The organism is Chryseobacterium sp. (assembly GCF_045629545.1).
Taxonomy (GTDB): domain Bacteria; phylum Bacteroidota; class Bacteroidia; order Flavobacteriales; family Weeksellaceae; genus Chryseobacterium.
Map to the genome: position 1 here is coordinate 17,419 of NZ_JAZQRK010000011.1, position 24,694 is coordinate 42,112.

At 34.4% G+C, this 24,694-nt stretch carries 22 protein-coding genes; 11 read left to right on the forward strand and 11 right to left on the reverse strand.

Features of this window, described 5'->3' with window-relative positions; translation table 11 throughout:
- Positions 1 to 66 precede the first annotated feature (66 nt).
- Positions 67 to 978, reverse strand: coding sequence for a DMT family transporter (locus tag ACKI42_RS02445; protein ID WP_407402093.1), 912 nt, complete (start codon positions 976 to 978; stop codon positions 67 to 69).
- Between the two features lie 192 nt (positions 979 to 1,170).
- Between ACKI42_RS02445 and ACKI42_RS02450 the strand changes: the two genes are divergently transcribed.
- Complete coding sequence (locus tag ACKI42_RS02450; protein ID WP_407402095.1) at positions 1,171 to 1,557, forward strand: DUF779 domain-containing protein; 387 nt, start codon at positions 1,171 to 1,173, stop codon at positions 1,555 to 1,557.
- A 101-nt stretch (positions 1,558 to 1,658) separates the two neighbouring features.
- Here ACKI42_RS02450 and ACKI42_RS02455 read toward each other — a convergent pair whose 3' ends face one another.
- The gene (locus ACKI42_RS02455) at positions 1,659 to 2,861 is read right to left on the reverse strand and encodes a dicarboxylate/amino acid:cation symporter (protein ID WP_407402097.1); all 1,203 of its coding nucleotides are present in this window, start codon (positions 2,859 to 2,861) and stop codon (positions 1,659 to 1,661) included.
- A 162-nt stretch (positions 2,862 to 3,023) separates the two neighbouring features.
- On the opposite strand from ACKI42_RS02455, the gene ACKI42_RS02460 reads away from it, so the two are divergent.
- A complete protein-coding gene (locus tag ACKI42_RS02460; RefSeq protein ID WP_407402099.1) occupies positions 3,024 to 3,551 on the forward strand; it encodes a YcxB family protein in 528 nt (175 codons plus the stop codon).
- Positions 3,552 to 3,603: 52 nt separating this feature from the next.
- Here ACKI42_RS02460 and ACKI42_RS02465 read toward each other — a convergent pair whose 3' ends face one another.
- Both ACKI42_RS02465 and ACKI42_RS02470 read right to left on the reverse strand, forming a co-directional pair.
- Positions 3,604 to 4,587 carry a PLP-dependent cysteine synthase family protein gene (locus ACKI42_RS02465; RefSeq protein ID WP_407402101.1) on the reverse strand — a complete coding sequence of 328 codons (984 nt, stop codon included), beginning with the start codon at positions 4,585 to 4,587 and terminating at the stop codon, positions 3,604 to 3,606.
- Positions 4,588 to 4,819: 232 nt separating this feature from the next.
- A complete protein-coding gene (locus ACKI42_RS02470) occupies positions 4,820 to 6,049 on the reverse strand; it encodes an ABC transporter permease (RefSeq protein WP_407402103.1) in 1,230 nt (409 codons plus the stop codon).
- A gap of 4 nt (positions 6,050 to 6,053) precedes the next feature.
- On the opposite strand from ACKI42_RS02470, the gene ACKI42_RS02475 reads away from it, so the two are divergent.
- Positions 6,054 to 7,250, forward strand: a complete 1,197-nt coding sequence (locus ACKI42_RS02475; protein WP_407402105.1) for an exo-beta-N-acetylmuramidase NamZ domain-containing protein — start codon at positions 6,054 to 6,056, stop codon at positions 7,248 to 7,250.
- Here the strand turns inward: ACKI42_RS02475 and ACKI42_RS02480 are convergent.
- The 4 genes from ACKI42_RS02480 to ACKI42_RS02495 form a co-directional block, all read right to left on the reverse strand.
- Positions 7,247 to 7,453 carry a hypothetical protein gene (locus tag ACKI42_RS02480; RefSeq protein WP_407402107.1) on the reverse strand — a complete coding sequence of 69 codons (207 nt, stop codon included), beginning with the start codon at positions 7,451 to 7,453 and terminating at the stop codon, positions 7,247 to 7,249. The genes ACKI42_RS02475 and ACKI42_RS02480 overlap by 4 nt on opposite strands.
- 4 nt (positions 7,454 to 7,457) lie before the next feature.
- Positions 7,458 to 8,081: a DUF3575 domain-containing protein gene (locus ACKI42_RS02485; protein ID WP_407402109.1), complete on the reverse strand. Its 624-nt coding sequence runs from the start codon at positions 8,079 to 8,081 to the stop codon at positions 7,458 to 7,460.
- Between the two features lies 1 nt (position 8,082).
- Positions 8,083 to 9,258, reverse strand: a complete 1,176-nt coding sequence (locus tag ACKI42_RS02490; RefSeq protein ID WP_407402111.1) for a thioredoxin family protein — start codon at positions 9,256 to 9,258, stop codon at positions 8,083 to 8,085.
- Positions 9,259 to 9,389: 131 nt separating this feature from the next.
- A complete protein-coding gene (locus ACKI42_RS02495; protein ID WP_407402113.1) occupies positions 9,390 to 11,375 on the reverse strand; it encodes an LTA synthase family protein in 1,986 nt (661 codons plus the stop codon).
- 948 nt (positions 11,376 to 12,323) lie between these two features.
- Here ACKI42_RS02495 and ACKI42_RS02500 point away from each other — a divergent pair.
- Both ACKI42_RS02500 and ACKI42_RS02505 read left to right on the forward strand, forming a co-directional pair.
- Positions 12,324 to 14,543 carry a heavy metal translocating P-type ATPase gene (locus tag ACKI42_RS02500; protein WP_407402115.1) on the forward strand — a complete coding sequence of 740 codons (2,220 nt, stop codon included), beginning with the start codon at positions 12,324 to 12,326 and terminating at the stop codon, positions 14,541 to 14,543.
- 71 nt (positions 14,544 to 14,614) lie between these two features.
- Entirely contained in the window at positions 14,615 to 14,836 is a 222-nt protein-coding gene (locus ACKI42_RS02505) for a heavy-metal-associated domain-containing protein (RefSeq protein WP_407402117.1), read from the forward strand.
- 51 nt (positions 14,837 to 14,887) lie between these two features.
- Here the strand turns inward: ACKI42_RS02505 and ACKI42_RS02510 are convergent, their stop codons facing one another.
- Complete coding sequence (locus tag ACKI42_RS02510; RefSeq protein ID WP_407402119.1) at positions 14,888 to 15,352, reverse strand: hypothetical protein; 465 nt, start codon at positions 15,350 to 15,352, stop codon at positions 14,888 to 14,890.
- A gap of 81 nt (positions 15,353 to 15,433) precedes the next feature.
- Entirely contained in the window at positions 15,434 to 16,192 is a 759-nt protein-coding gene (locus tag ACKI42_RS02515) for a DUF6348 family protein (protein ID WP_407402121.1), read from the reverse strand.
- 230 nt (positions 16,193 to 16,422) lie between these two features.
- Between ACKI42_RS02515 and ACKI42_RS02520 the strand changes: the two genes are divergently transcribed.
- Entirely contained in the window at positions 16,423 to 16,692 is a 270-nt protein-coding gene (locus ACKI42_RS02520) for a helix-turn-helix transcriptional regulator (protein ID WP_407402123.1), read from the forward strand.
- A 2-nt stretch (positions 16,693 to 16,694) separates the two neighbouring features.
- A complete protein-coding gene (locus tag ACKI42_RS02525; RefSeq protein ID WP_407402125.1) occupies positions 16,695 to 17,957 on the forward strand; it encodes a type II toxin-antitoxin system HipA family toxin in 1,263 nt (420 codons plus the stop codon).
- A 3-nt stretch (positions 17,958 to 17,960) separates the two neighbouring features.
- On the opposite strand, the gene ACKI42_RS02530 is transcribed toward ACKI42_RS02525, so the two are convergent.
- Positions 17,961 to 18,659 (reverse strand): DUF1826 domain-containing protein, encoded by a 699-nt coding sequence (locus ACKI42_RS02530; RefSeq protein ID WP_407402127.1) that lies wholly within the window; start codon positions 18,657 to 18,659, stop codon positions 17,961 to 17,963.
- A 149-nt stretch (positions 18,660 to 18,808) separates the two neighbouring features.
- Here ACKI42_RS02530 and ACKI42_RS02535 point away from each other — a divergent pair, with 149 nt between their 5' ends.
- From ACKI42_RS02535 to ACKI42_RS02550, 4 genes are all read left to right on the forward strand, one after another.
- Positions 18,809 to 19,369 (forward strand): RNA polymerase sigma factor, encoded by a 561-nt coding sequence (locus tag ACKI42_RS02535; protein ID WP_407402129.1) that lies wholly within the window; start codon positions 18,809 to 18,811, stop codon positions 19,367 to 19,369.
- A gap of 114 nt (positions 19,370 to 19,483) precedes the next feature.
- Complete coding sequence (lipA, locus tag ACKI42_RS02540; RefSeq protein ID WP_407402130.1) at positions 19,484 to 20,350, forward strand: lipoyl synthase; 867 nt, start codon at positions 19,484 to 19,486, stop codon at positions 20,348 to 20,350.
- An 82-nt stretch (positions 20,351 to 20,432) separates the two neighbouring features.
- Positions 20,433 to 21,596, forward strand: coding sequence for an MFS transporter (locus ACKI42_RS02545; protein ID WP_407402132.1), 1,164 nt, complete (start codon positions 20,433 to 20,435; stop codon positions 21,594 to 21,596).
- Positions 21,597 to 21,814: 218 nt separating this feature from the next.
- Positions 21,815 to 24,682: a M16 family metallopeptidase gene (locus ACKI42_RS02550; protein WP_407402134.1), complete on the forward strand. Its 2,868-nt coding sequence runs from the start codon at positions 21,815 to 21,817 to the stop codon at positions 24,680 to 24,682.
- Positions 24,683 to 24,694 lie beyond the last annotated feature (12 nt).

A 24,694-nucleotide genomic window follows, 5' to 3' on the forward strand; every position in this document is an offset into this window, starting at 1 on the left:
ATCTTTTTGGATTAAGTTGATTTTTTTTAACAAAAAGAAGACTGCTTTTAAGGCAGTCATTGTATTTTATTCTTTTATGGTTTTGGAATGCCCCAATTTATTGGGTTTGTAATTGATAATAAATACTCCCAAAATAATTAGAGCTGCTGCGAGGACAAATTTTACACTAATTTTTTCGCTAAGGATAAGCCAACTTAAAAATATGGAAATAATGGTATTTACATAAGAAAGGATGGAAACCTGAACGGGCGATATCTTTGTAAGTGCGTAGTGAAACGCAAAAAATGCAGCTACAGACCCAAAAATTGCTAGATAAACCATTGCTGATATACTTTTTAGGCTCCATTCATCAAAGTGATAATCCTTTAAAAATACCAAAGCAAACATAAGTTGCATAATTCCCGCAAAGGCAAATTGATAAAAGAGGTTGAGTGAAATGTTCTTGCTTTCAATCCTCATCTTTTTGGTGAAAATAGTTCCCGCTGCCCAACCTGTAATCGCGATAAAGAGAAGAGAAATTCCTATACGATAATCGGGATTTCCGAGATCACTGATCCCATCCCAAAAAATAAATAATATTCCGCTGAAACAAGCTATTACTCCTAATAACGCTTTGAATGAAAATTTTTCTATTCCTAATGCCAAACTGCCGATAAAAACCAATATGGGTGAACATGCACTGATGAGCGATGCCAAACTACTGGTCACTCTTTCTTCCGCCAAAGTCATCAATCCATTGGCTATGATGAGCATAAGCGTGGAAAATATCAATTGATGACCAAGGTTTTTCCAGCCAATCCACTTCAGTTCCTTTTTGATAAGTAAAATAACGAGCATTATGATGGAGGCCATAAACTGACGAATACCTGCCACAAACCAACCTGGTATAGTCTCTACAGCGACTCTGATAGCCATAAAGGTGGTTCCCCAAACGAGGGCGACTGTAATAATTGCAAAAATAAGTTTATAATCTTTCAAAGTAAATTGGAATAATCGACAAAGATATTTGTATTATTTCGGAATTGTAATGGTAATTTATCATGATAAGTGAAAAAATTCAACATTTGCTTATCATCAGTTAGTAACGTATGAAATAACAATTCCGTATCTTTAGGGTATATAGAATGAAGTTCCTATAGCCTCACCTTAATGTATAAAATTAAAAAAATAATGGACACAACCCAAATATCACGACTATCTGCTACACAAGATGCTCTAGATCTTATTGAAAAACTAGAGGAAAACCATGGCGAATTGATGTTTTACCAAGCTGGAGGTTGTTGCGAGGGGACACAACCTCAATGTTTCGAAAAAGGTGGATATTACCTTAGGATGAATGATGTAATGATAGGAACCATCCGTGGTCATGAATTTTGGGTGGATCATGATTTGTTTGAGTATTGGAAGTTTTCGCACTTTACAATGGACGTTCTGGAGGGCTTTGGCCCAGGAGGGTTTTCTTTGGAAACACCATTAGGTAAGACTTTTAAGATTCATTACAGATTATTTACACCAGAAGAATTAGAAAACTTGGAAGATGTAAAACTTAATATTTGATATTAAATTGTGGCCTCGGCTCAGCCACCTTACACTCCGTTCCGCTCAGATGCCCAAATTCGCACTCAAATATATTGGCACTGAGCGAAGTCGAAGTTCTTTTATTCCACCTTCACAAATTTATTCACGAACATGGCAGCAACAATGTCCCCAACAGCATTAAGTACAGTTGCCAAGGGATCTACCAATGTACCGATAATAATAACGGCTGGTATAGCTTCTTGTGGTAATTGATACACAGAAATCATCAACATTTCTCCTATATATCCACCATTTGGAATTCCACCAGCAACGATACTTACAAAAACAGTAATTGCTAATGCCAATAGCAGATTGGAGGGTTCGAAAAAATCTCTACCAATAATCTGAAATGCCACGTAGATTTTAATAATAGAAGACATAGAAGATCCATTTTTATGAAGTGTAGTTCCTATAGGGATCACCAAATTGGCGATAGAGCTAGGAATTCCTATTTTGGATGCAGCCACTAAATTGGCTGGCATCGTAGCAAAACTGCTGCAAGTACTGATAGCGGTAAGGCTAGGGTAGACAGCATTTTTCCAAAAGCTACTAAATCCAGTTTTACCATTCGACAAAAAGGCATAAAGCGAAAAGAATACAAAGAAATAGACAATTCCGGCAATATAATAGAGACCCAAAGGTTTAGCATAAAAACCAAAAAGTTGTGGACCTAACGTAGAAACCTGATACGCAAAATAGGCTCCCAAACCAATAGGTGCAATTTTCATGATCATCAGGAGTAATTCTTTCATCACTTCGTATCCTGAAGCGATAAATAGTTTGAAAGGTTTTCCAATTTCTCCTGCTTTTCTTGTTGCCGAGCCCGTTAGGAATGCGAAAATGAGTAAGGCGAGCATATTTTTTCTGGAAAATAGCTCTGTAAATTCTCCTACCGTAAAAAAGCTAACGATACGATCTCCCCAATTTTCTTTGCTACTTTCCTCAACTATCATTGCTGTACTTCCTGTGATAGAATTTAAAGGAAACAAATAAACTACAAAAATGGTAAATAGAGCAGCAATAAGGATGAATAGTAGAAAAGTGAACGACATGGTGAGAATAATTTTCCCAAATTTGGATTGTTGTTCTAATGAAGAAATAGAATTGGCAACCGCAAAAAAAACCAAAGGCACTACACTGACAAACAAAAGATTAAGATAAATATCTCCCAAAGGTTTTATATAAGTTACAGTCTGTGGTGCAAATATTCCTACGAAACTACCAACAGTTATCCCTAGGAGCAGGAAAATAATTCCAGAGTAGTTTTTTAACACTTCATTCATATTGCAATTTTTTTCAAAGATAGATTTAATTTTTATAGAGCCTAGATGATGTTTTTATTTTAAACAAATTAAGATTGGTAAAAATTTCAACATCGTTTTTTTGAAAAAAAGTCCTTGATTATTCATAATTATCTTAGTTTTGTGACTTCAAAATCCCGAATAATGACCGAAGAAAAAGTAATACCACTGAATGTCGATAGAAAAAATTTCGAAGAAATATATTTTAGCAATAAACAAGGAAGTTTGTTTTTCTCACCAACCACAAAGAGCAAAACCATCACTACACTTATTGTTATTGTTGTGTTTTTTGCAGTTTTAGCATTCAAAAATCAACTTAGCGAGAAGAATGTTGGTATCTTGTATTTCATTAGTTTCTTGTTTTTGCTTTGTGCAGTATATTTATCTTTAGGGATCAACAAAGTATCTCGTTGGAAAAAACAAGTGAATAGTTATCTGAAAACTTTAGAAAATGCACATCGATATGAACTTAAAATTAATGATGAGCATTTCAAAGTAAATCTTAATAATGAAGAAGAAATAAGCGAGTGGAGAGATTTTAAATATTACGAAATTACAAACGATTTTATTTCTCTAGAAGGAAATTACAACTATATGTTTCCCAAAAAATCCATGACGGAGAAAAATTATACTTTGCTGAAACAAACGATAAAGAAAAACATAGATCAATAAAAAAAATCAGAGCCCAAAAGCTCTGATTATTATTTATAAATCAAAAATAAAATTAGTCTAGCCAACCCATTTCTTGCATCCAATCGTCATTGTAGATTTTTCCAATGTATCTAGAACCGTGGTCGTGCAGCAATACTACAATTACATCATCTTTCGTGAACTGGTCTTTCATTTGTACCAAAGCAGACATTGCGCTTCCTGCAGAATAACCACAGAAAATACCTTCCTCCTTAGCCAATTTTCTAGCATAGATAGCACCGTCTTTATCCGTTACTTTTTCGAAATGATCGATAACGCTCATATCAAAGTTTTCTGGGATAATATCTTCGCCAATACCTTCTGTAATGTAAGTATACGCGTGATCTGGGTGAAGTTCACCTGTCTCATGATATTCTTTCAAGATAGATCCGTAAGTATCTACACCAATTACTTTGATGTTAGCATTTTTCTCCTTGAAGAACATACCACAACCTGTGATTGTACCACCAGTACCAGCGCCTACCAAGAAGTGGGTAAGCTTACCTTCCGTTTGTTCCCAAATTTCTGGAGCCGTAGACTCATAATGTGCAGTTCTGTTAGACAAATTATCATATTGGTTTACGTACCAACCATTTTCTGTTTCCTGAGCCAATCTCTTAGAAACCGAATAATAAGAACGCGGATCTGTAGGTTTTACATCCGTAGGACATACAATTACTTCAGCACCTACTGCACGTAAGATATCACATTTTTCTTTAGATTGTTTTGCGTTGGTTACAAAAATACATTTGTATCCTTTTATAATAGCTGCCAAAGCCAATCCCATCCCAGTATTTCCAGAAGTTCCTTCAATGATGGTTCCACCTGGTTTCAATCTTCCATCTTTTTCGGCGTCTTCTATCATTTTAAGAGCCATTCTGTCTTTTACAGAGTTTCCAGGATTAAATGTTTCTACTTTAGCCAAAACCAAAGCCGGAAAATCGTCTCCCAAAACTTTATTTATCTTCACCAATGGTGTATTACCAATAGTTTCTAGAATATTTTCTGCGTATTTCATAAATGTTTTTTAAGCGGTGCAAAGATAAGGCTTTAATATTATTTTTTAATGAAATTACTTAAGAAGTCGGTTTTTACATAATTTATACAACATATTTTTTGGGAAGCTATTTCCCGCTATCCACTATTACTCCTCGCGCTTTAGCTTTGCTTCTGGCATTAGTCATTTTCCCCACGCTTGCTTTGGGGTAGCCGTTTCTATCGGGGCTATAATACCTAAAATCAATTGATAATTAGTTATATTTTATAGATTTTACAGGGGATATTTTACTTATCAAATAACTTGGGACAATCAATGCCAAACCAGATATAAATAAAATACCGGCAGATACCGCAAGTATCGCAAGCGGATTGAGATCTACAGGCACCGTACTTACATAGTAATTTTCTGGATTCAACTTGATAATTCCGAAATACTTTTGTAGCAATAGCAGCCCAAGCCCGATGAGGTTTCCACATACCAAACCAGGAATCATAATAATCAAGGTATAATTAATGAACGTCATTCTTATCTGAGAGTTGGTAGCTCCCAATGTTTTTAGTAACCCAATAGAGTTGGTACGCTCTATAATAAGAATCAGCAATACCATGATGATGTTAATGATCACTACAATCAGCATAATCGTAATAATAAGAGCAATATTCACGTCATAGATGCTCATCCAATCGGTTATTTGTGGAAACTTATCTGTAGCTTTTTCTGCGTAGTTTTTATAACCAATTAGTTTTTCAATATCTGGATAATCTTTATCTATATTATTTACATTCTTCAAGAAAATATCCAATCCACCAACATCATTTGGCGACATATCTTGTATTTTTCTTACTTGGTTTACATCTCCAATCACAAACTGCTCATCGATCATTTTGATGTCTGTTTTGTAGATTCCTACCACATGGAACTTTCTATAAATTTGTTTTTGGTTCTCTTTAGAAAATACAGTTACAATACTATCATTTACCTTTAGATGTAGATCTGTAGCAATTTTTTGAGAAATCGTAATATCGTTATTGTATCCAACTTCGGTCATCTTGGGAGTAGTTCCTGCCACCAAAAACTTTTTAAATCTAAGGCTATCGAAATCCTTCCCAACACCTTTAAAGATAATACCAGCGAAACTATGCTCGTTTCTCATTATTCCTGTTACAGTAGCATATTTTTGTACACTTGCTACATCTTCCAAACTCGCTATTTTTTTGATGTTCAACCCTTCATTATCCAAGATAGAAGTATTATAAGAAGAATTAGACTTTGTAGATTTGACCGTGATATGTCCACTAAAATCTGCCAATCTTTCTTTGATGGCTTTTTTAGATCCGAAACCAGTAGCAATGGTGATAAGGGATACAATAATCCCCAATGCCACTGATAACCTACCGATAAAGATGATGACCCTAGAAAGGTTATTTTTATTATCTTTGGAAAATGCAATTTTTCTAGAAAAATATATAGGAAATTTCAAACTTATGAATTTAGATTTCAAAATTAAATATTTAGTTCTTATTTGCCTAATTTTTTTAGGAGTATTCAGCCCGTATTCTTCTCAAACAAGAGAAACTGAGATCTTCAAGACAGGGGCAGATCGTCCAGATTTGTATTTACCGATGCTGAAGGGAAAAAAAATAGGTATTGTAACCAACCAAACAGGATTGATGCAAGACAGAACTCACCTCGTCGATTATTTAGTAAAAAATGGAGTGACTATAAAAACAATTTTTGCTCCAGAACACGGTTTTAGAGGAACTGCTGATGCTGGTGAACACGTGAAAAATGGAGTAGATGCCAAAACAGGGATTTCTATTATTTCACTCTATGGAAGCAACAAAAAACCAAAACCCGAACAAGTAAAAGGTCTTGATGCTATCCTTTTTGATATCCAAGATGTTGGAGTTAGGTTTTATACTTATATTTCTACTCTTACCTACGTGATGGAAGCAGGAGCGGAAAATAATGTGGAAATATTGGTATTAGATCGCCCAAATCCACATGACGGCTATATTGATGGACCTGTTTTGAAAAAGAAATGGACTACCTTTGTTGGGATGCATGAAGTACCCGTAATTTATGGGCTTACCATTGGGGAATATGGAAAAATGATAAACGGTGAGAAGTGGTTAAAAAATGGTGTCCAGGCAAAATATACGTTGATTCCTATGCAAAATTATCATAAAAATAAAAGGTATCAATTGCTTGATAAACCTTCTCCCAACTTGCCCAACGAGCAATCTATAAAATTATATCCAAGTTTATGTTTTTTTGAAGGAACACAAGTTTCTGTAGGAAGAGGTACAGATTTGCCGTTTCAAATTTATGGTTCTCCATTTACCAAAAGCTTACCTTATCAGTTTACACCAAAACCGAGTGCGGGTGCAAAAGATCCTTTCCTGAATGGTAGTTTGTGCTATGGAGAAGACCTTTCTACCTATTCTCCAGAAATCAGAGAGTTGCATCTAGATTGGCTACTAAAGGCGTACAAAAATTATAAAAATTCCAACCAAAATTTCTTTCTGAAAAATCTGTTTTTTGATAGTTTGGCAGGTACCGATGAGCTGAGAAAACAAATAGTTGCAGGAAAGTCCGAAAAAGAAATTAAGTCTTCCTGGAAGAAAGACTTAGCTCAATTTGAGATCCTTAGATCCAAATATGTTATATATCCTAATTAGTCAAAATTTTGAGGTGGACTATTATCATTTTTTCCTTTGTTCAAAATAAATAGTCCTATGGTTAATCCGATAATTCCTGCAAAAGCAGTCATCAAAGCTCGTTCTAGTTTGTCTGGTTGGTCATTTCCAAGGTAATTCATCAAAAACAATATTGCAAAAGTAATGATTGAAATGATGATGTGGTTTCTTCCGAAAAGTTTCATTTTTTTATTTTATTTGATAAGAAATCATAACGCCACCTCTATAAGGCATTATTTCGCCGCTCTTGTTATAATCTAATGCCGTGTCGTATCTTTTTCCAGTGCTACGATCGTAGCCTTTGTAGAAATCCTGTGAAGTACCTAATGTTCCGTAGATATCCATATTCCATCTATCCGCTAGTTTAAACTGATATCCTAGCGTAACACCAAGCAGTATAGAATATCCTTTTTGATAAAGATTGGACTTTACAAATTCTTCATTTTTATCGTTGAAATAGGGTTCATCTTTCCAATAATTCCATTTTTGTAGCACGAAAGAGGATACGCCAATGTTTGCACCAACATACCAATGGTTAAAGGCTTCATTAAAGTAATATCTACCTTCTACTGATGCAGAATAGTATTGTAATTCGTGGCCAGAGAATGATTTCCAAGGAGAAACAAATACATCACCCTGTAAAGTATATTTTTTACTGACTTGATATTCTAATCCCGCATTAATAATACCAACTGGTAAGAACAGAGCGTTTACTTTTACATAAAGCTTATGATCAAGATTTTTTTCAGTCTGTGCGTTTACTTTTACAAAAAAGACTAACGATAGAGCTGCAATTAGGATTTTATAATTCACATTATTGGATTTGCATTAATAAATTTTTAGCCAATGTAGCATCTTTTCCTGATTGAGTAGCTATATTTTGTGATAATTCTGCAAAATTTTTAGCCAAATCTTTGTTCCCAATCCCAAAATATATTTTAGCTAAAATATAAGTATTCTCTGATGTTTCACCTCTCATTACTGATTTTTCTGTCCATTCTGCCGCTTTTTTTAAAGAAGTTTTATCCTTCACATTGTCGGCAAAAATCCAAGCCGCTTTTAATAATTCATTGGGTTCAAAAGCATCTGCATTTTTATAATAGGCAAGAGCTGTTTTCTCATATTCAGCAAAATTGGCATTTTGTTCGTAAAAGGTCAATTTAATCTGATTTAGTTTTGCATCAGCCGCTTCTTTACCCACTAATGGAGTTGCTTTTCCTAGAAAATAAGCATCATCAATCGTTTTTTTATTATTATCGATAGATTCTGAAACAATATTGGATAACACAATTTGGTTATTAAAGTCATTATAATTTTGCTCTGGTAAGAATTGTATTATCTCAGATTTTCTTGTAGTAAAAATTTTATAATTGGCATCTTCACTAGATTTTACAAAATAAAGGAGTAATCCTACATCATCCTTTGATAAGGGTTGATCTTTTTTGATGTTTTCAAAATATCTTTCTGAGGCTTTCTTCGCTAGTTCGTAATCAGAACTTGCATTAAGCTTCATTATGTTTATCAAGAATTCTGGATCTTTTTCTCCTGCAGCAAAACGATCTTTCAGAGAGCCTTTTTTATTGTTTGGTGAGTTGATATCTTGTGCCATTGCCAAAAATATATTCTCTTCCATATAGCCATAATTTTGCGAAATAAGTTCGCCATCACCATTTAAGAATAAATAAGTTGGATAAGATCTTACGCCATATTTTTGGGCAATTTCCCTGCCTTCCCCCTTCTCCATATCAATTCTGGCATTCACAAAATTTTTGTTGTAATAATCACCCACCGCTTTTTGAGAGAAAATATTTTTTTCCATCATTTTACAAGGTCCACACCAAGATGCATAGGCATCTACAAACACTATTTTGTTTTCTTTTTTTGCCTTCGCTATTAAATCTTTAAAAGGAATATCTTGAAACTTTATTTCATCTTGTGCTAAAGTAAGCACAGTGGCCAAAATAAATAATCCAGAGAAGATTTTTTTCATTTTAAATATAAATTTAGAAGCGAAGATACTTATTTTTGGTAAATATTCGGATGATATTTCTTCTAGTGGATATATTATAGAGGTGTTAAGATTATTATTTGATACATCTTAATCTGATATAAGAATATATTTTATTGTGCTTTCATCTTACCATTTTTAAATCTTTCACTTGCTATTTGGTAATAAGAAATGGTCTCATTAATAAGAGGATTATTACTTGTTGTCAATTCTTTCAAAGATTTGTCTTCTCCTGATACTTCAAATTGTTTGATTCTTTTTCTATCATCAATCTGAGTGAAAACATTACCTTTCAGGATACCCAAAGTTCTGTAATTTCCAATAAATGCTCTTTCTTTTCCAACCTCAGTTTGGTTGATGTCTTTACCATAAAGACTTGTTTTGTAATCCCAATTGAGGTAACCAAATAGTGTAGGCATTACATCTATCTGAGACATTAATCGGTCTATTTTCTCTGGTTTTTGGTTGAGGTTATAGATGATTGCAGGGATGTGATGTTTGGCTATATTGATTTCCCATTTTCCAGCACTGCTCGCACAATGGTCTGCAACGATCACAAAAACAGTATTCTTGAACCAAGGTTTTTTCTTAGCATCATTAATGAATTTTCCTAATGCATAGTCGGTATATTTCACGGCTGCATCTCTTTCTCCTTGTGGTAAATCTATTTTACCAGCGGGGAAAGTGTAGGGTTTGTGGTTGGAGGTCGTCATCACGAACTGAAAAAATGGCTTTTTCAACTGATCATTTTTATCCGCGTATTTTATAGATTGTTTGTAAATATCTTCGTCGCAAATTCCCCAAGCATTCTCAAAGCTAACTTCATTATTTTGTATCGGGAAACGTTCTGTTTTAATATGATCGGACAAGGGATTTCCACGATATCTATCTACAATATCAAAACCTTGTCCACCAAAAAAAGTATTCATATTATCGAAATATCCATCTCCACCGTAGATAAAATAAGGGTGGTATTGTTTAGACTTAATCACTGTAGCCGCAGAAAACAAATTCTGGTTATTTTCTCTTCTTACAATACTGTTTCCAGGCGTTGGAGGTACAGACAAGGTAAGTGCTTCCATCCCTCTTACCGTACGAGTTCCGGTAGCATAAAGGTTGGTAAGGAAAATACTTTCGTTGGCTAGTTTGTCATAGTTTGGAGTGATGTTGCTTTTGTTTCCAAATTCAGCAAGAAAATCTGCACTGAAGCTTTCTATCACAATCAGTATGATATTTGGGGTTTGTTGTAGACTATCACCTCTAGTATTTCTAGAAATATTGTCCCAATTGGAAGTTGCATACGTTTGGTTATTTTGTATTAAATTGCCTTTTAAAGTCTGATAGGCTTCCCTTTCTGGTCTTGTAGGATAGAAGGTCAAATAATCGAGCTCATTAGATTTGAAAGCGGAAATAAAAGCAAATGCTCCGTTTTTTCCTACTTCATTCATAACCAAATTATTACTAAAATCTGCTTGTTTGTTTTTTAAAACTAAACCTAAAAATACCGCAATACCAAGGGTAGGAATTGCATAAAAAGTACGCTTATTAAAAGTAATTTTAGAATTAAACGTGTTGCTGAATACTTTTTTCTTTTTTAAAATATAAAAAGTAATCACAATTAGACCAATCAAAACAGCAATTATCAAGGGTAAAGGATAAGACTGATTGATGTTTTCTACTACTTCATACGTGTAAATAAGATAATCTACCGCAATGAAATTAAATCTCACCCCAAATTCGTCCCAAAAAGGAATTTCAGCCAACAAACTGAAGTAAATTATGATTAGAATAAGCGTAATGTAAAAATAAGTGAAGCATTTATCAAACAGAGAACCTATTAATTTTCTCGGTAAAACCCAAAGATAAAGTCCGTATAAAAATAAAAATAAAAGTCCTGAGCAAAGATCAAACAGAAATCCTGTAAAAAATGCTCTCGCGATGTATAAAAAGTTGAGGTCAGCATCGCTGTGAGAAACCAGCAGAAAAGCGATTCTTAAAATAAATGATAATACCAAATAAAGGCTCAAAACACTGAATAATGCGGAAAATCTGCTCCCGAATAAGGTTTGGCTAAGTTTGGATTTGTTAGTTGAAGTCATGATTCTGTAAAGTATATATTATATAACATAGTTCCAATTTTTTTTAATTCCAATAGTCTGAAAAAGAGCGTCTTATAGTATTAGTATTTGTATACATTATTCAACTCATCCAACTTATCTTAATCCTGAATAGGCAACATCTAATTAGGTTGTAATAAAATTTAAATCAATATTTTACATCCTCATAAATTTAAAGATAACAAGATTAAAGTTAATAATTTCTTATTATGTTTTATGGATAAAAAGATTTTTAAATTAAAACAATAAGTTGCAAGCAAAAAAATATCTGCTTTCAAATTATGAAAACGAGCTAATTTTGAAAATAATGAGTGGTTAATCTTCTCTTTTTATTTATGAGAGTATGTTGGTATCGTGTATTTGTTGATCTTTTGCTAGCAAGAAAACTTGATATAAGACTAGGCTGATTTAGCAGCATCATTTTAGTCAACACGTGTGTACTATTAGCGGTGTAAAAAGCTTATCTAAATTCAATCAATTATTATTTTTTTATCACCATATTTTCCAACATTAATATTTTCATCAAGTCCGGTTGAAGGTCGAGTAAGATTTCCACAAAATAAATTAGAATTATTGGCATTCCCCCTTTCTCATTTTGTAATTTAAGAACGCAATGTTCAAAATTGGATAAATTAATAGATTATTGCTATGCTTTAGAAAAACAAAGAAAACTATTTAGGCGAATCACGAGTTGTTGTTGCCAGCAGATGCTAAGAGAATCGTTGGGGGTATAATAAATATCCTTTTTACTCTTCTCAACGTCCGCACTTTAGTTTTTTTATAAAGTTTTGGTGGCACCCCTTCAATTTTACTGAAGGTATATTTTCAATGGTTGAGCACAGCCGAATCCAAGCCATACAATTCTTTCCTCACAATTCCATAAAACTCGCCGATAATCACGAACTTTGCAACATACAATGTAAATGAATTATGGCAAAACAAGACAAAAATATCTTCAAAGAAACCTATCCCGTATTGGGGATGTCTTGTGCGTCTTGTGCGGGAAGCGCCGAAAGTATAATTCAGCAACAAGAAGGTGTACAAGAGGCTTCAGTGAATTATGGCACCGGAAATCTGACCGTAACTTATCAATCCAAAATTACTTCAACTGAAAAATTGCAGCAAGCTTTACAATCGGCGGGTTTCGATTTGCTTTTGGAGGATGAATCGCATCAACAAGAAACTTTAGAAGCAATTCAGGAGGATTATTTTAAGCAACTTCAATTTAAAACCATTTGGGCAGTTATCCTTTCGTTACCAGTGGTGATTATTGGGATGTTCTTTATGAATATGCCTTTCGCCAACCCAATCATGTTTGTTTTTTCTACGCCAGTAGTGGTGTGGTTGGGGCGAGATTTCTTCCTTGGTGCATGGAAACAAGCCAGAAATAAAATGGTAAATATGGATACATTGGTGGCGTTGAGTACTGGGATTGCTTATGTTTTCAGTGTTTTCAATATGTTTTTTATGGATTTTTGGATGAAAAGAGGAATTCATGCTCATGTTTATTTTGAGGCAGCATCAGTGATTATTACTTTTATATTAATCGGTAAACTATTAGAAGCAAAAGCCAAAGGAAATACCTCAACTGCGCTTAAAAAACTAATAGGGCTGCAACCTAAAACGGTAATTGTAGTTCAGGAAAACGGAGCTGAAGTTGTTTTACCTATAGAAAATGTAAAAATTGGCGATCAACTATTGGTGAAGCCTGGTGAGAAAATTGCGGTAGATGGAGTAGTAGTAGCTGGAGATTCTTATGTGGACGAAAGTATGCTGAGTGGCGAACCCATTGCTCTGCATAAAGAAAAAGGCGATAAAGTATTTGCAGGAACCATTAATCAAAAAGGGAGTTTCCAATTTCAAGCATTAAAAGTAGGGAAGGAAACGATGCTTTCACAAATCATCAAAATGGTGCAAGATGCGCAAGGAAGCAAAGCGCCCGTACAAAAATTAGTAGATAAAATAGCGGGTATCTTCGTTCCGACTGTGATTGCGATAGCTGTTATTACTTTTATTGTATGGTCGATTTTTGGCGGCGAACACGCAACGGTACAAGCGCTAATGGCATCGGTAACGGTGTTGGTAATTGCTTGTCCGTGTGCATTAGGATTGGCGACACCTACAGCGATTATGGTAGGTGTTGGAAAAGGTGCTGAAAACGGAATATTAATAAAAGATGCCGAAAGCCTAGAATTAGCAAAAAAAGTAAACGCTATTATCCTCGATAAGACGGGAACCATTACGGAAGGTCGCCCACAAGTAAGCGATTTGTTTTGGTTAAATGAAAATGAAACGCATCCATCTATATTATTCAGTTTAGAAAAAAAATCAGAACATCCTTTAGCTGAAGCAGTGGTAAAGTTATTGTCGGACACGAAATCTGTTCAATTAGATCAATTCGAAAGCATTACGGGAAAAGGTGCAAAAGCAAAGTACCAAGACGAAACCTATTTTGTAGGCAATATAAAATGGCTTTTGGAACAAAATGTTTTTATTTCGGAAGATTTAAAATCAAAATCAGAAATTTGGTTGTCTCAAAGTAAGACTGTGGTTTGGTTTGCAAATAATAAAGAAGCTTTGGCGGTGATGGCAATTTCAGACCAAATAAAACCTACATCAATTAAAGCAATAAAAACATTGCAAGATCAAGGAATCGAGGTGTATATGCTGACGGGTGACAACCAACAAACGGCAAAAGCGATTGCAGAACAAACAGGAATTAAAAACTATAAAGCCGATGTGTTGCCCCAAGATAAAGCTGATTTTGTAAAAACTTTACAACAACAAGGCAAAATAGTAGCGATGGTGGGTGACGGCATCAATGATAGTACAGCTTTGGCGACTGCTGATGTAAGTATTGCGATGGGTAAAGGATCTGATATTGCGATGGATGTAGCAAAGATGACCATTATTTCGTCAGATTTAAGCAAAATTTCGAAAGCCATAAGGTTGTCTCAGCAAACGGTAGCTACCATTAGACAAAACTTATTTTGGGCATTTATTTACAATATTATTGGAATTCCAATAGCAGCAGGAATTTTATATCCTATCAATGGTTTTCTACTCAATCCGATGTTGGCAGGTGCAGCCATGGCACTGAGTAGCGTAAGTGTGGTGAGCAATAGTTTGCGACTAAAATGGAAAAAGTAAACCATCATTTTCGTGTTTATTTTGTAAATTTGAATAGAATTAAATTCAACAATTAGATTAAATAAAGAACAATGGAAAATAAAGAATTGAAATTTAAAACCAACTTAAATTGTGGTAATTGTGTTTCTAAAGTACAACCCGCTTTCGACAGCGCAGAAGGCATAGCTGAATGGAATGTAGATACCGATAACGTGGATAAAATTCTAACAGTTTCATCTAAAGGGATCAGTGAAAATGAGGTCTTAGAAATTGTGAAAAGCAAAGGTTTTAAAATAGAAACCCTTTCAGAATAAAAAAGAGAAGCATCGAAAGTTGCTTCTCTTTTTTATTTAAATTAAAACTAATCAAACTTTTATTTCAACTTGGAGTTGTCTCCCTTCCTTCTGTGCTTTCTTATCCATAGAAGTTCCAATGCCAGCGCCAATAGCCATACCAAAAGGCAATCCTAAACCTAAAAGTCCTATATTTCCAATGCTTAGCCCGAACGCAACACCCAAAGGAAGCCCAATTCCGCTCATACCTAAGAGCATCCAGAGATTTCTATAATAATTTTTCGGAACTATTTTCATTTCTTTTTCAAGCTCCCTTATCAATTGCGTTTGTTTTTCTTTTATCAGTTTAAACAAAGAAGAGCCAGTAAGAGCAGTTTCGTTAATTGTATTGATGCTTTCTTTCGCTAATTTTTCTATGTTTTGGGACAATTTTCTGTCTTTTAATTCTGCGATTAACGTAGAAAATTGAGCATGAATTTTTTTGATTTTGTTATTAATAGAAGTATTTTCTTTTATTTCTAATTCTTTTAATGTCATCTTTTTATTTTAAATATACTTTGAAAACTTATTCTTACCTAATTCTATTTTGAAATCCAAATTGTAGGATTGGAAAATATCCTAACCTTGGGGGTTTGTATCGTAAAGATCACATTTTTTAATCATGATAAATTGTTTTACGCCTACAAAATCGGTTTTGTAATGCCAAGTTTCAGCAAAATCATACAAAATATCAATTCCAGCTTCCCAAGGTTCATTATCCAATAAGCATTCGCCCATACTTTCTTTATTTGCTTGTTTCGAAATATAAATTTTCAGCCAATGAAACTTTTTATCCGCACTGCATTTCTTCTTCAATTCATCTTTTAGCAGTAAATACAATTGATCTATTTCAATTTGAATATCAGAGTTTCCTTGTATCATTACATTTCCAAGATTTGGATGCCAAAGAACATCATCACTTTGAAAGTCTAATTCGGGATGATGAAATTCTGTAAAGCTTTCTATGATGGGTGTGAAAGTGGTGTAGATGTAATTGTTGAGAACAGATTCTATTTTTTCGTCAATTGTTTGCCCAACTCCCACAATATTTTCTTCGATCCCAGATGGAAAATAAGTGTTATGGATGGTGACAATCATCAGATGCATAAGGCTTGGATGATAGTCTGGATTTTCTATGATGAAAGTTGCTATTTCAATTTCGTTTTCAATAATCAAAGAGGTATATTGAGGATGTTTGGTAACGGTATATCCAGCGGTGATTATCTTTTCTTCTAGACGTTGTAGCAATAGAGCACTGCTGTCTGTAGGTTGTCGTGTACCCAAATCATTTTTACATTCAGGACTCTTTTTGGTCTTTAAAATATCAAATAATCCCATTAGTGTTTTTTCTTATTTCTATATTTTGAGTGGTGAGTTCGGTGTATCTATTAAATATTAAAGAAATTTTTAATATTAATTGACTCTAAAATAAGAAAAAAATTCCATTTCTAGGATAGAAGTAGGTATCAACAAGAATATGTAACAATCAAATTTTAATACGTTAAAATCTTTATTAAACTATAGATTTTAGATATTTTCATTAATTTTGCATATTATAATATAGATTTATGTTAGATTTTACAACTATTAAGGATCTTAAGTATCAGTTGGGAAGATGGTGCAGAAAACTTCGCAAGGCTGAAAAGCTTACTCAGCTGCAGTTGGCAGAAGAGTTGGCGTTGTCTCCGCTAACCATTGCCAATTTGGAAAAGGGCGAAAACCCTACGATAGAAACTTTACTCAAAGTCTTGCAATACTTTGATGAGTTGTCTTCTCTAAACGAGTTTGTAGCTTCTAAAATAGAAAATCTAACCGATGATCAATCTACGATGTACTAATTATGGCTAAAAATCAGATAATATCAGTTCATTTTCAAGGGATTGAAATAGGGAAAATTGGATATGATGAAAATCAGAAGAAATCATCTTTTCAATACAATCCAGCATTTTTGGAGATGGATATTTTCAAAAAAATATTTCCTTACGTCATCAGAAGAAGCTCTAGTGTACAAGTTTTTTCAGAATTTGAAGGCGAAACTTTTCGTGGTTTGCCACCCATGATTGCAGATTCTTTACCAGATTATTTTGGGAATGTTATTTTCAAAGAATGGCTAGAAGCAAGTCATAAAGATTTTACCAATATTTCTCCATTAGAGCAGCTTACTTACGTTGGGAGAAGAGGGATGGGCGCGCTAGAATTTTCGCCTCACAAAGATATTATGTCTAATAGTTCGGTAGATGTCAACGAAATTACTGAGGTGGTAAAAAAAGTTTTAGACCTCAAAAAATCGGTGGCAGAAAAAGGTTTATCGGATATGGCTTTGCTAAACATTTTTAAAATTGGTACTTCTGCAGGAGGCGCAAGGCCGAAAATCCTTATTTCCGAGCATAAGGAAACCAAAGATCTTGTTCCTGGAGATTTGGTAACTTCGGAAGACTACAACCATTATATTATAAAATTATCTATAGACGATGCACAGGGATATTCTAAAGAAAAAGTAGAATTTATTTATTACCAAATTGCTACCGAATTGGGTATAGAAATGATGCCTTCTCATTTGGTAGACGATAAACATTTTGCAACCATCCGTTTTGATCGACAAAAGGGCGAGAAACAACATATTCTTACTGCTTCGGGGATGACAGGTTGGGACTTCAAAAAACCAGAACATTCTTCTTACGAAAATCTATTCAAGCTGGCTCTCGATCTTAAAGTTCCTCACAAAAAGATCATTCAGTTGTACAAAAGGATGGTTTTCAATCTTGTATTTGCTAATATTGATGATCATTTGAAGAATTTCTCATTCATTTACAACAAAGAAAAAGACCATTGGAATTTGGCGCCAGCTTACGATCTTACGTATCCCTTAGACGCTTTTATCAACTACACAAGAGTGGCGCGTGCACTTTCTATCAACGGAAAAAGAAATAAAATTACCAAAGAGGATCTTTTGAAAATTGCCGATCAGTTTACAATCAAAAATCCAAAAGGTATTATTTCAGAAGTAGTAGAAGCTACAGAACGCTTTAGAATACTTGGTGAACAACAAGAAATTCCTATCAAAGCTATCGATAAAATAGAATCTGATTTTCTTTTATTTTAAATATCAACAAATTAACATCAATCTGTATTCTCCTTGATTCTCTTTTGGAGCACGATGAATGCTAGGAAGTACTGCTTGGTCTGGATGATCTACCGCCAATCTCCAAAGTGAATGTTTTCCTAGATTAATGGATTTTGCATGAGGTTTTTCTTGATAATGCAAATCGAAAAAATGATCTACCAAAAAGGTTTCAAATTCGTTTTCTGCTCCAACATGAAGTTTTTTTAAGGCTTCACGGATTTCTGGAACTACAATTTTTTGCACTGCTTCATCGTTGGGTAAAATATCGCTAGATGCACCGTGATAAGTACACAAATACGTATCTGTGCCTATGGGCGAACGATCTACATGCCAAGAATAAACATCGGTAGAGATAAAACCCAATTCATCATCTCTTTCGTAGCATTTCAAAAGGTTGAGCGAAGGCAAAGCGCCAAATTCGGTAAGAAGTTTCATATCATTTAGGATAATTTGCCTTGCTTTATTACCATTCTCAGAAAGGTTTAGAAATTCCAAATCTTCTGCAGAAACCTCCGTAATATCGTTTTCTAGAATAAGTTGAGAAACAATTTCTTCAAAATCGCCATCCAAATTTCTTTGCCAACACAAAGCATTATTTTTACCTTCGAATAGAGTAGTGGTAAGCTCAGAAAATGAATTTACAGTTTTTATATAATCGGATTCAAAAGGAAGACTACTCATGGATGATGCGCCAAATTTGGTTTAAATAGTTAAAGTACAAAGATACGATTGTTATTTTTCAAGAAATAAAACTGGGCTTTTTAATTATATTTAAATGGAATAATGCTGATTTTTGATTTGTATGATTTAAATAATTACATTTGTTATTCATGAACGACGAACAGCTATTTTTACTCATCCAAAAGGCCAAAGATAAAGACCAAAAGGCCCAAACCAAACTCATCAATGTGTATTGGGTAGATGTGTTTTCTTTTGTGATGAAGAAAGTAAGAGACGAAAATGATGCTGATGAAATTACGGTGAATGTTTTTTCTAAAGTTTTATCCAAATTGGAAATGTTTGATCCGCATTTTCAGTTTAAAACCTGGATTCTAACAATCGCACAGAATACGATGATTGATTTTTGGCGAAAAAAAAGCAGAGAAAACCAAGATCCTACAGAGAATCTAGAGGAAGTGAAAAATCAATTTGCCAAATCTCCAGAGGAACTCATGATTTCGGATGAGGAGCAAAAAAATATCATCAAAATTATAGAGTCTTTGGATGCCAACTATCAGGATATAATAAAGTTGAGGTTCTTTGAGGAGAAAAGCATTAAAGAAATTGCTGAAGAATTGGGGATTTCTGTTGCCAATACCAAAGTAAGAGTGATGCGCGCAAAAAAGGTTTTGGCAGAGCTGCTTAAGAATAATGATTTTGAGGAACAATAGATAATCTCTGCTCATAATTGTTAGAAACTATCGGTAATTATTAGCTCTATCGATGCTGTTCTTAGATGGTTTCCATGAAAAAATCCTTAACTTTGGAGTCAATTTTAGAAATAAATGGAGAATTTAGTTCAAGATACTACCGTTCAAAAGCCAAAATGGATTCGTGTGAAACTTCCTACAGGGAAAAACTACCGCGAACTGAGAACTTTGGTGGATAAATATAAATTAAATACAATTTGCCAAAGTGGAAGCTGCCCAAATATGGGAGAATGTTGGGGCGAAGGAACCGCAACTTTCATGATTTTGGGAAATATATGTACACGTAGCTGCGGATTTTGCGGAGTGAAAACCGGAAAACCAATGGATGTAAACTGGGACGAACCCGAGAAAGTAGCTAGATCAATCAAATTAATGAAAATAAAACACGCGGTACTTACTTCTGTAGACCGTGACGATTTGAAAGATATGGGATCTATCCTTTGGGGAGAAACAGTAAATGCGGTGAGAAGAATATCTCCCGGAACTACGATGGAAACTCTAATTCCAGATTTTCAAGGTATTACCAAACACTTAGACAGAATGGTGGATGTAGCGCCAGAAGTTATCTCACACAATATGGAAACCGTAAAACGTTTGACAAGAGAAGTGAGAATTCAGGCTAAATACGAAAGAAGCTTGGAAGTCTTAAGATATCTAAAAGAAGCAGGACAAAATAGAACCAAAACAGGATTGATGCTTGGGTTGGGAGAAACAAAAGACGAGCTTTTTCAAACCATTGAAGATATCAGAAATGCAAATGTAGATGTCATTACAATGGGGCAATATTTGCAACCAACCAAAAAACATCTTCCTGTAAAAAGATTTGTAAGTCCTGAAGAGTTCGAAGAGCTTGGAGATTTTGCCAGAAGCCTTGGCTTCCGTCATGTTGAAAGTTCTCCGCTTGTAAGAAGTTCTTACCATGCAGAAAAGCATATACACTAAAATTCAGACGATAAACCTTATAAAGATCTTAGATTTAAATTATTTTAAATCTAAGATTTTTCTTTTAAATTAGAACCAAACAATGAAGATTGACAAAAGAATGTTGCCTCTAGCAATAGGAGGATTAGGGATAGGAACCACAGAGTTTGCCATTATGGGACTTCTTCCTGATATTGCAAAAACATTGGAAATTACCATACCAGAAGCGGGTCATCTTATTTCTGCTTATGCAATGGGAGTAGTAATAGGAGCACCAATTCTTATCGGCTACTCGGTAAAATTCCCTCCTAAGAAAGTATTATTTGTATTAATCATTATATTCACGCTCTTCAATGGATTATCAGCTATTGCTCCCAACTATAGTTCTATGATGGTGGTGAGATTTTTGGCAGGTCTGCCTCATGGAGCCTTTTTCGGAGTGGGAACTGTAGTGGCTACAAGGCTTGCAAGCAAAGGAAAAGAAGCTTTTTATATTTCGCTGATGTTTACAGGGCTTACTTTTGCCAACTTGGCAATGGTTCCTTTGGTGACGTATGTTGGGCATGTTTTCCATTGGCGATGGTACTTTGTAATCGTTACTATTATTGGTTTTTTTACGCTTGGCGCTATAAAATTGTGGTTGCCAAATTTGGAACAAAAAGAGGGCGGTGCATTTTTGGATGAGCTTAAAATTCTTAAATCAAAAAGAACATGGATGGTGCTTCTTATTACGGGAATTGGTTTTGGAGGACTATTTACTTGGTTTAGTTATATCACTCCACTAATGACATTGGTAGCAAAGGTAGACACCGAATATATGGCATATGTAATGATATTGGCTGGCGCCGGAATGTTTGTAGGAAATCTTGGCGGTGGATATTTATCAGATCGTTTCAACCCAGAAAAAACGTGTATTTTCCTTATTACTTCTATGATGTTGGCTTTAGGTTGTGTTTTTCTATTTGCTGAAAATACTATCATTGCTCTTATTCTTACCTTCGTATGTGGTGCCTTGTCTATGGCTGTATCTGCTCCTATTAATATTATGATGATGAAGGCTGCCCCGAAAAGTGAAATGATGGCAGCATCCTTTATGCAAGCCGCATTTAATATTGCTAATGCTATGGGAGCTTTCCTTGGTGGAATCCCATTGTTGTATGGTTTATCTTACAACTATCCTTCGTTGGTAGGTGTTGGTATGACGTTTATTGGATTGATGATTGCCGTGCGTTATCTGTTTTTATACGGTGACCGCGCAAAGAAGTAGTTTATTTATATTTAAATTAAACAATGTGGCTTCGGCTCCGCTCAGCCATCGGATTGGTGATTTTTATTTGTTAATACGGTAGAAAGTCCCAGAGTGTAGTCGAAGTGGTTATTATAAATCGTGCTGATAGATGTAATGATCGTAAAATATCGATTTCTTCCTTTTCTAATCCTTACATTTGTATTCCATCTTTATGCAAGATGAAAATGTACGTTATTATGATTGATAAAAGATATAAAGAACAAACACATACCGATCCCAACAATTACCAATATACCACTGTAACCCATGATGAAAATAAGGTAAGAATCTACACCCTGAAAAATGGTTTGAAAGTCTATTTGGCTCAAAATTTAGATTCACCTAGAATTCAAACCTATATTCCTGTAAAAACGGGAAGTAATAACGATCCTTCGGATAATACAGGTTTAGCACATTATCTAGAACACATGATGTTCAAAGGAACTTCTAAAATTGGTACGCTGAACTGGAGTGCCGAGAAAGTACTTTTAGATAAAATTTCAGATCTTTATGAACAACATAAAGCGGAGCAAAATTCAGATAAAAAGAAAGAAATTTACAAGCAAATAGATGAGGTTTCTCAGGAAGCAAGCCAATATGCTATCGCTAATGAATATGATAAAATTATTTCTTCTTTAGGTGCAACAGGAACTAACGCACATACTTGGTTTGATGAAACGGTTTATAAAAATAATATTCCGAATAATGAACTCGAGAAATGGCTAAAGATTGAGAAAGAGCGTTTTTCTGAATTGGTTTTAAGGCTTTTCCATACCGAACTAGAATCTGTATATGAAGAGTTCAACCGTGCGCAAGACAACGATTCTCGTCTGGTAAACTACGAATTGATGGATGCACTTTTTCCTACACATCCAAATGGTCAGCAAACCACGCTTGGAGATCCAAATCATCTCAAAAACCCTTCTATGAAGGCAATACACAAATATTTTGATGAGTATTATGTGCCAAACAATTATGCAATTGTTTTGGTGGGAGATTTAGATTTTGAGGAAACTATACTTGCTGTAGATCAATATTTTGGCGATCTTCCGTATAGAGAATTACCCAAAAAAGAACCGATAATAGAGCTACCCCTTACAGGAATTGTAGAACGCACAGTAAAAAGTCCTACTACACCTCGTGTACAGATGGCTTGGCGTACAGACTGCTATGCTTCTAGAGAGGCTATGTTGGCTGATATTGTTGCCAATATTCTTAGCAATAGAGGGGAAGCTGGTTTGCTAGATCTTAATATCAATCAAACTCAAAAAATGCTTTGGGCACAAGCTTATTCTTTAGGTTTGAAAAATTATGGTTATTTCTCTTTGGTTGCAGTTCCTAAAGAAAATCAAACTTTGGCGGAAGCAAGAGATATGATGATGGAGCAGATAGAGCACATCAAAAAAGGAGAATTCCCAGATTGGTTATTGCCTGCAATTATCAGCGATTTTAAGCTTCAAAGGATGAAAGGTCTAGAAACTGCAGATGGTCTTGCAAACAATCTTTATGACACTTTTATTAAAGATATTTCATGGGAAGATGAACTGAATGAGATGGATCAGTATTCACTTTTCACCAAAGAAGATGTTGTCAACTTTGCCAATGAATTCTTCAAAGATAACTACGTGATTATCTATAAAGAAAAAGGGGTCAATGAAAAATTACTGAGAGTAGATAATCCTGGAATTACTCCAATTAAAATAAATAGAGAAGCACAATCTGAGTTTTTGCAAGAAATAGAAGCACAACAAACTCCAGAAATTACTCCTGTATATATCGATTATAAAAAAGAAATTACCACAGATTATGTAAAAGATAAGAAGGTAAGTTTCGTAAAAAATAAATACAATGATGTAGCACAAGTATTTTTTATTTTCCCCTTTGGGAGTGATAATGATAGAGAACTTGGACTTTCTACCCAGATATTGCAGTACCTAGGTACTGATCAATTTTCCCCTGAAGAGCTGAAAGAAGAATTTTTCAAAAGAGGAATTACTAATGATTTCAAAACTACCTCAGATCAACTTTTAATCTCATTAAGTGGACTAGAAGAAAATATAGACAAAGGGATAGAATTGCTGCAACATTGGATGCAAAATGCACTTCCAGATCAGGATATTTATCTTCAGTTTGTAGATACCGTTTTGGAAAATAGAGAAGCAGCAAAACAAGATAAAAATCGTATTATGACGGCTCTTACCAACTATGCTAAGTTGGGTAAAGAATCTAGATTTTTGGATTTCATGTCTAAAGATGAACTACAAAATGCCAAGGTAGAAGAGTTTACGGATAGGATGAAAAACTTATTCAGCTTTCCTTATCAAGTGTTTTATTATGGAAAAGTTTTTAAAACTTTCCTATCCAAGCTAGAAAATTTTGTAGAACAAGAAACGAGAACTATTGCTGAACCTAAAGTTTACATTAGACCAGAAACTACAGGTGAAATCTATTTTACCAACTATGATATGGTACAGATGGAAATGAGCAAAGTAGGAAAGGGTAAAAATGTAAATCCTTTAAATTCTGGTAAGATCAATGTCTTTAATGAATATTTTGGTAGAGGATTATCATCTATTGTCTTCCAAGAGATGAGAGAAAGTAAGAGTTTGGCATATTCTGCTTATGTTTCGTATTCCCCAAATGTGGAGTTGGGAAATCCCGATTATATTACTACTTACATCGGAACACAACCAGATAAGCTAGAAATTGCGGTAGATACTTTGACGGAGTTGATGGGTCAATTGCCGGAAGTTCCTGCACAATTCGAGAATGCTAAGAGTTCTGCATTAAAGCAAATTGCATCTACTAGAATTACGAGAACCAATATTTTCTTTAATACGCTTAAACTTAAAAAATTGGGTGTTGACTTCGATTATCGTCAGGAAGTATACAAGCAAATACAAGGTTTGACCTTTGAAGATATTAAAGAATTTTATGCCCATCAAATAAAACCGATTCATTTCAATACCGCTATTATTGGTAAAAGAGAAAACCTAAATATAGACGCTATTTCTAAAATGGGAACTTACCATGAAGTATCGCTAGAAGAGATTTTTGGATACTAAAAACCCAAAAAG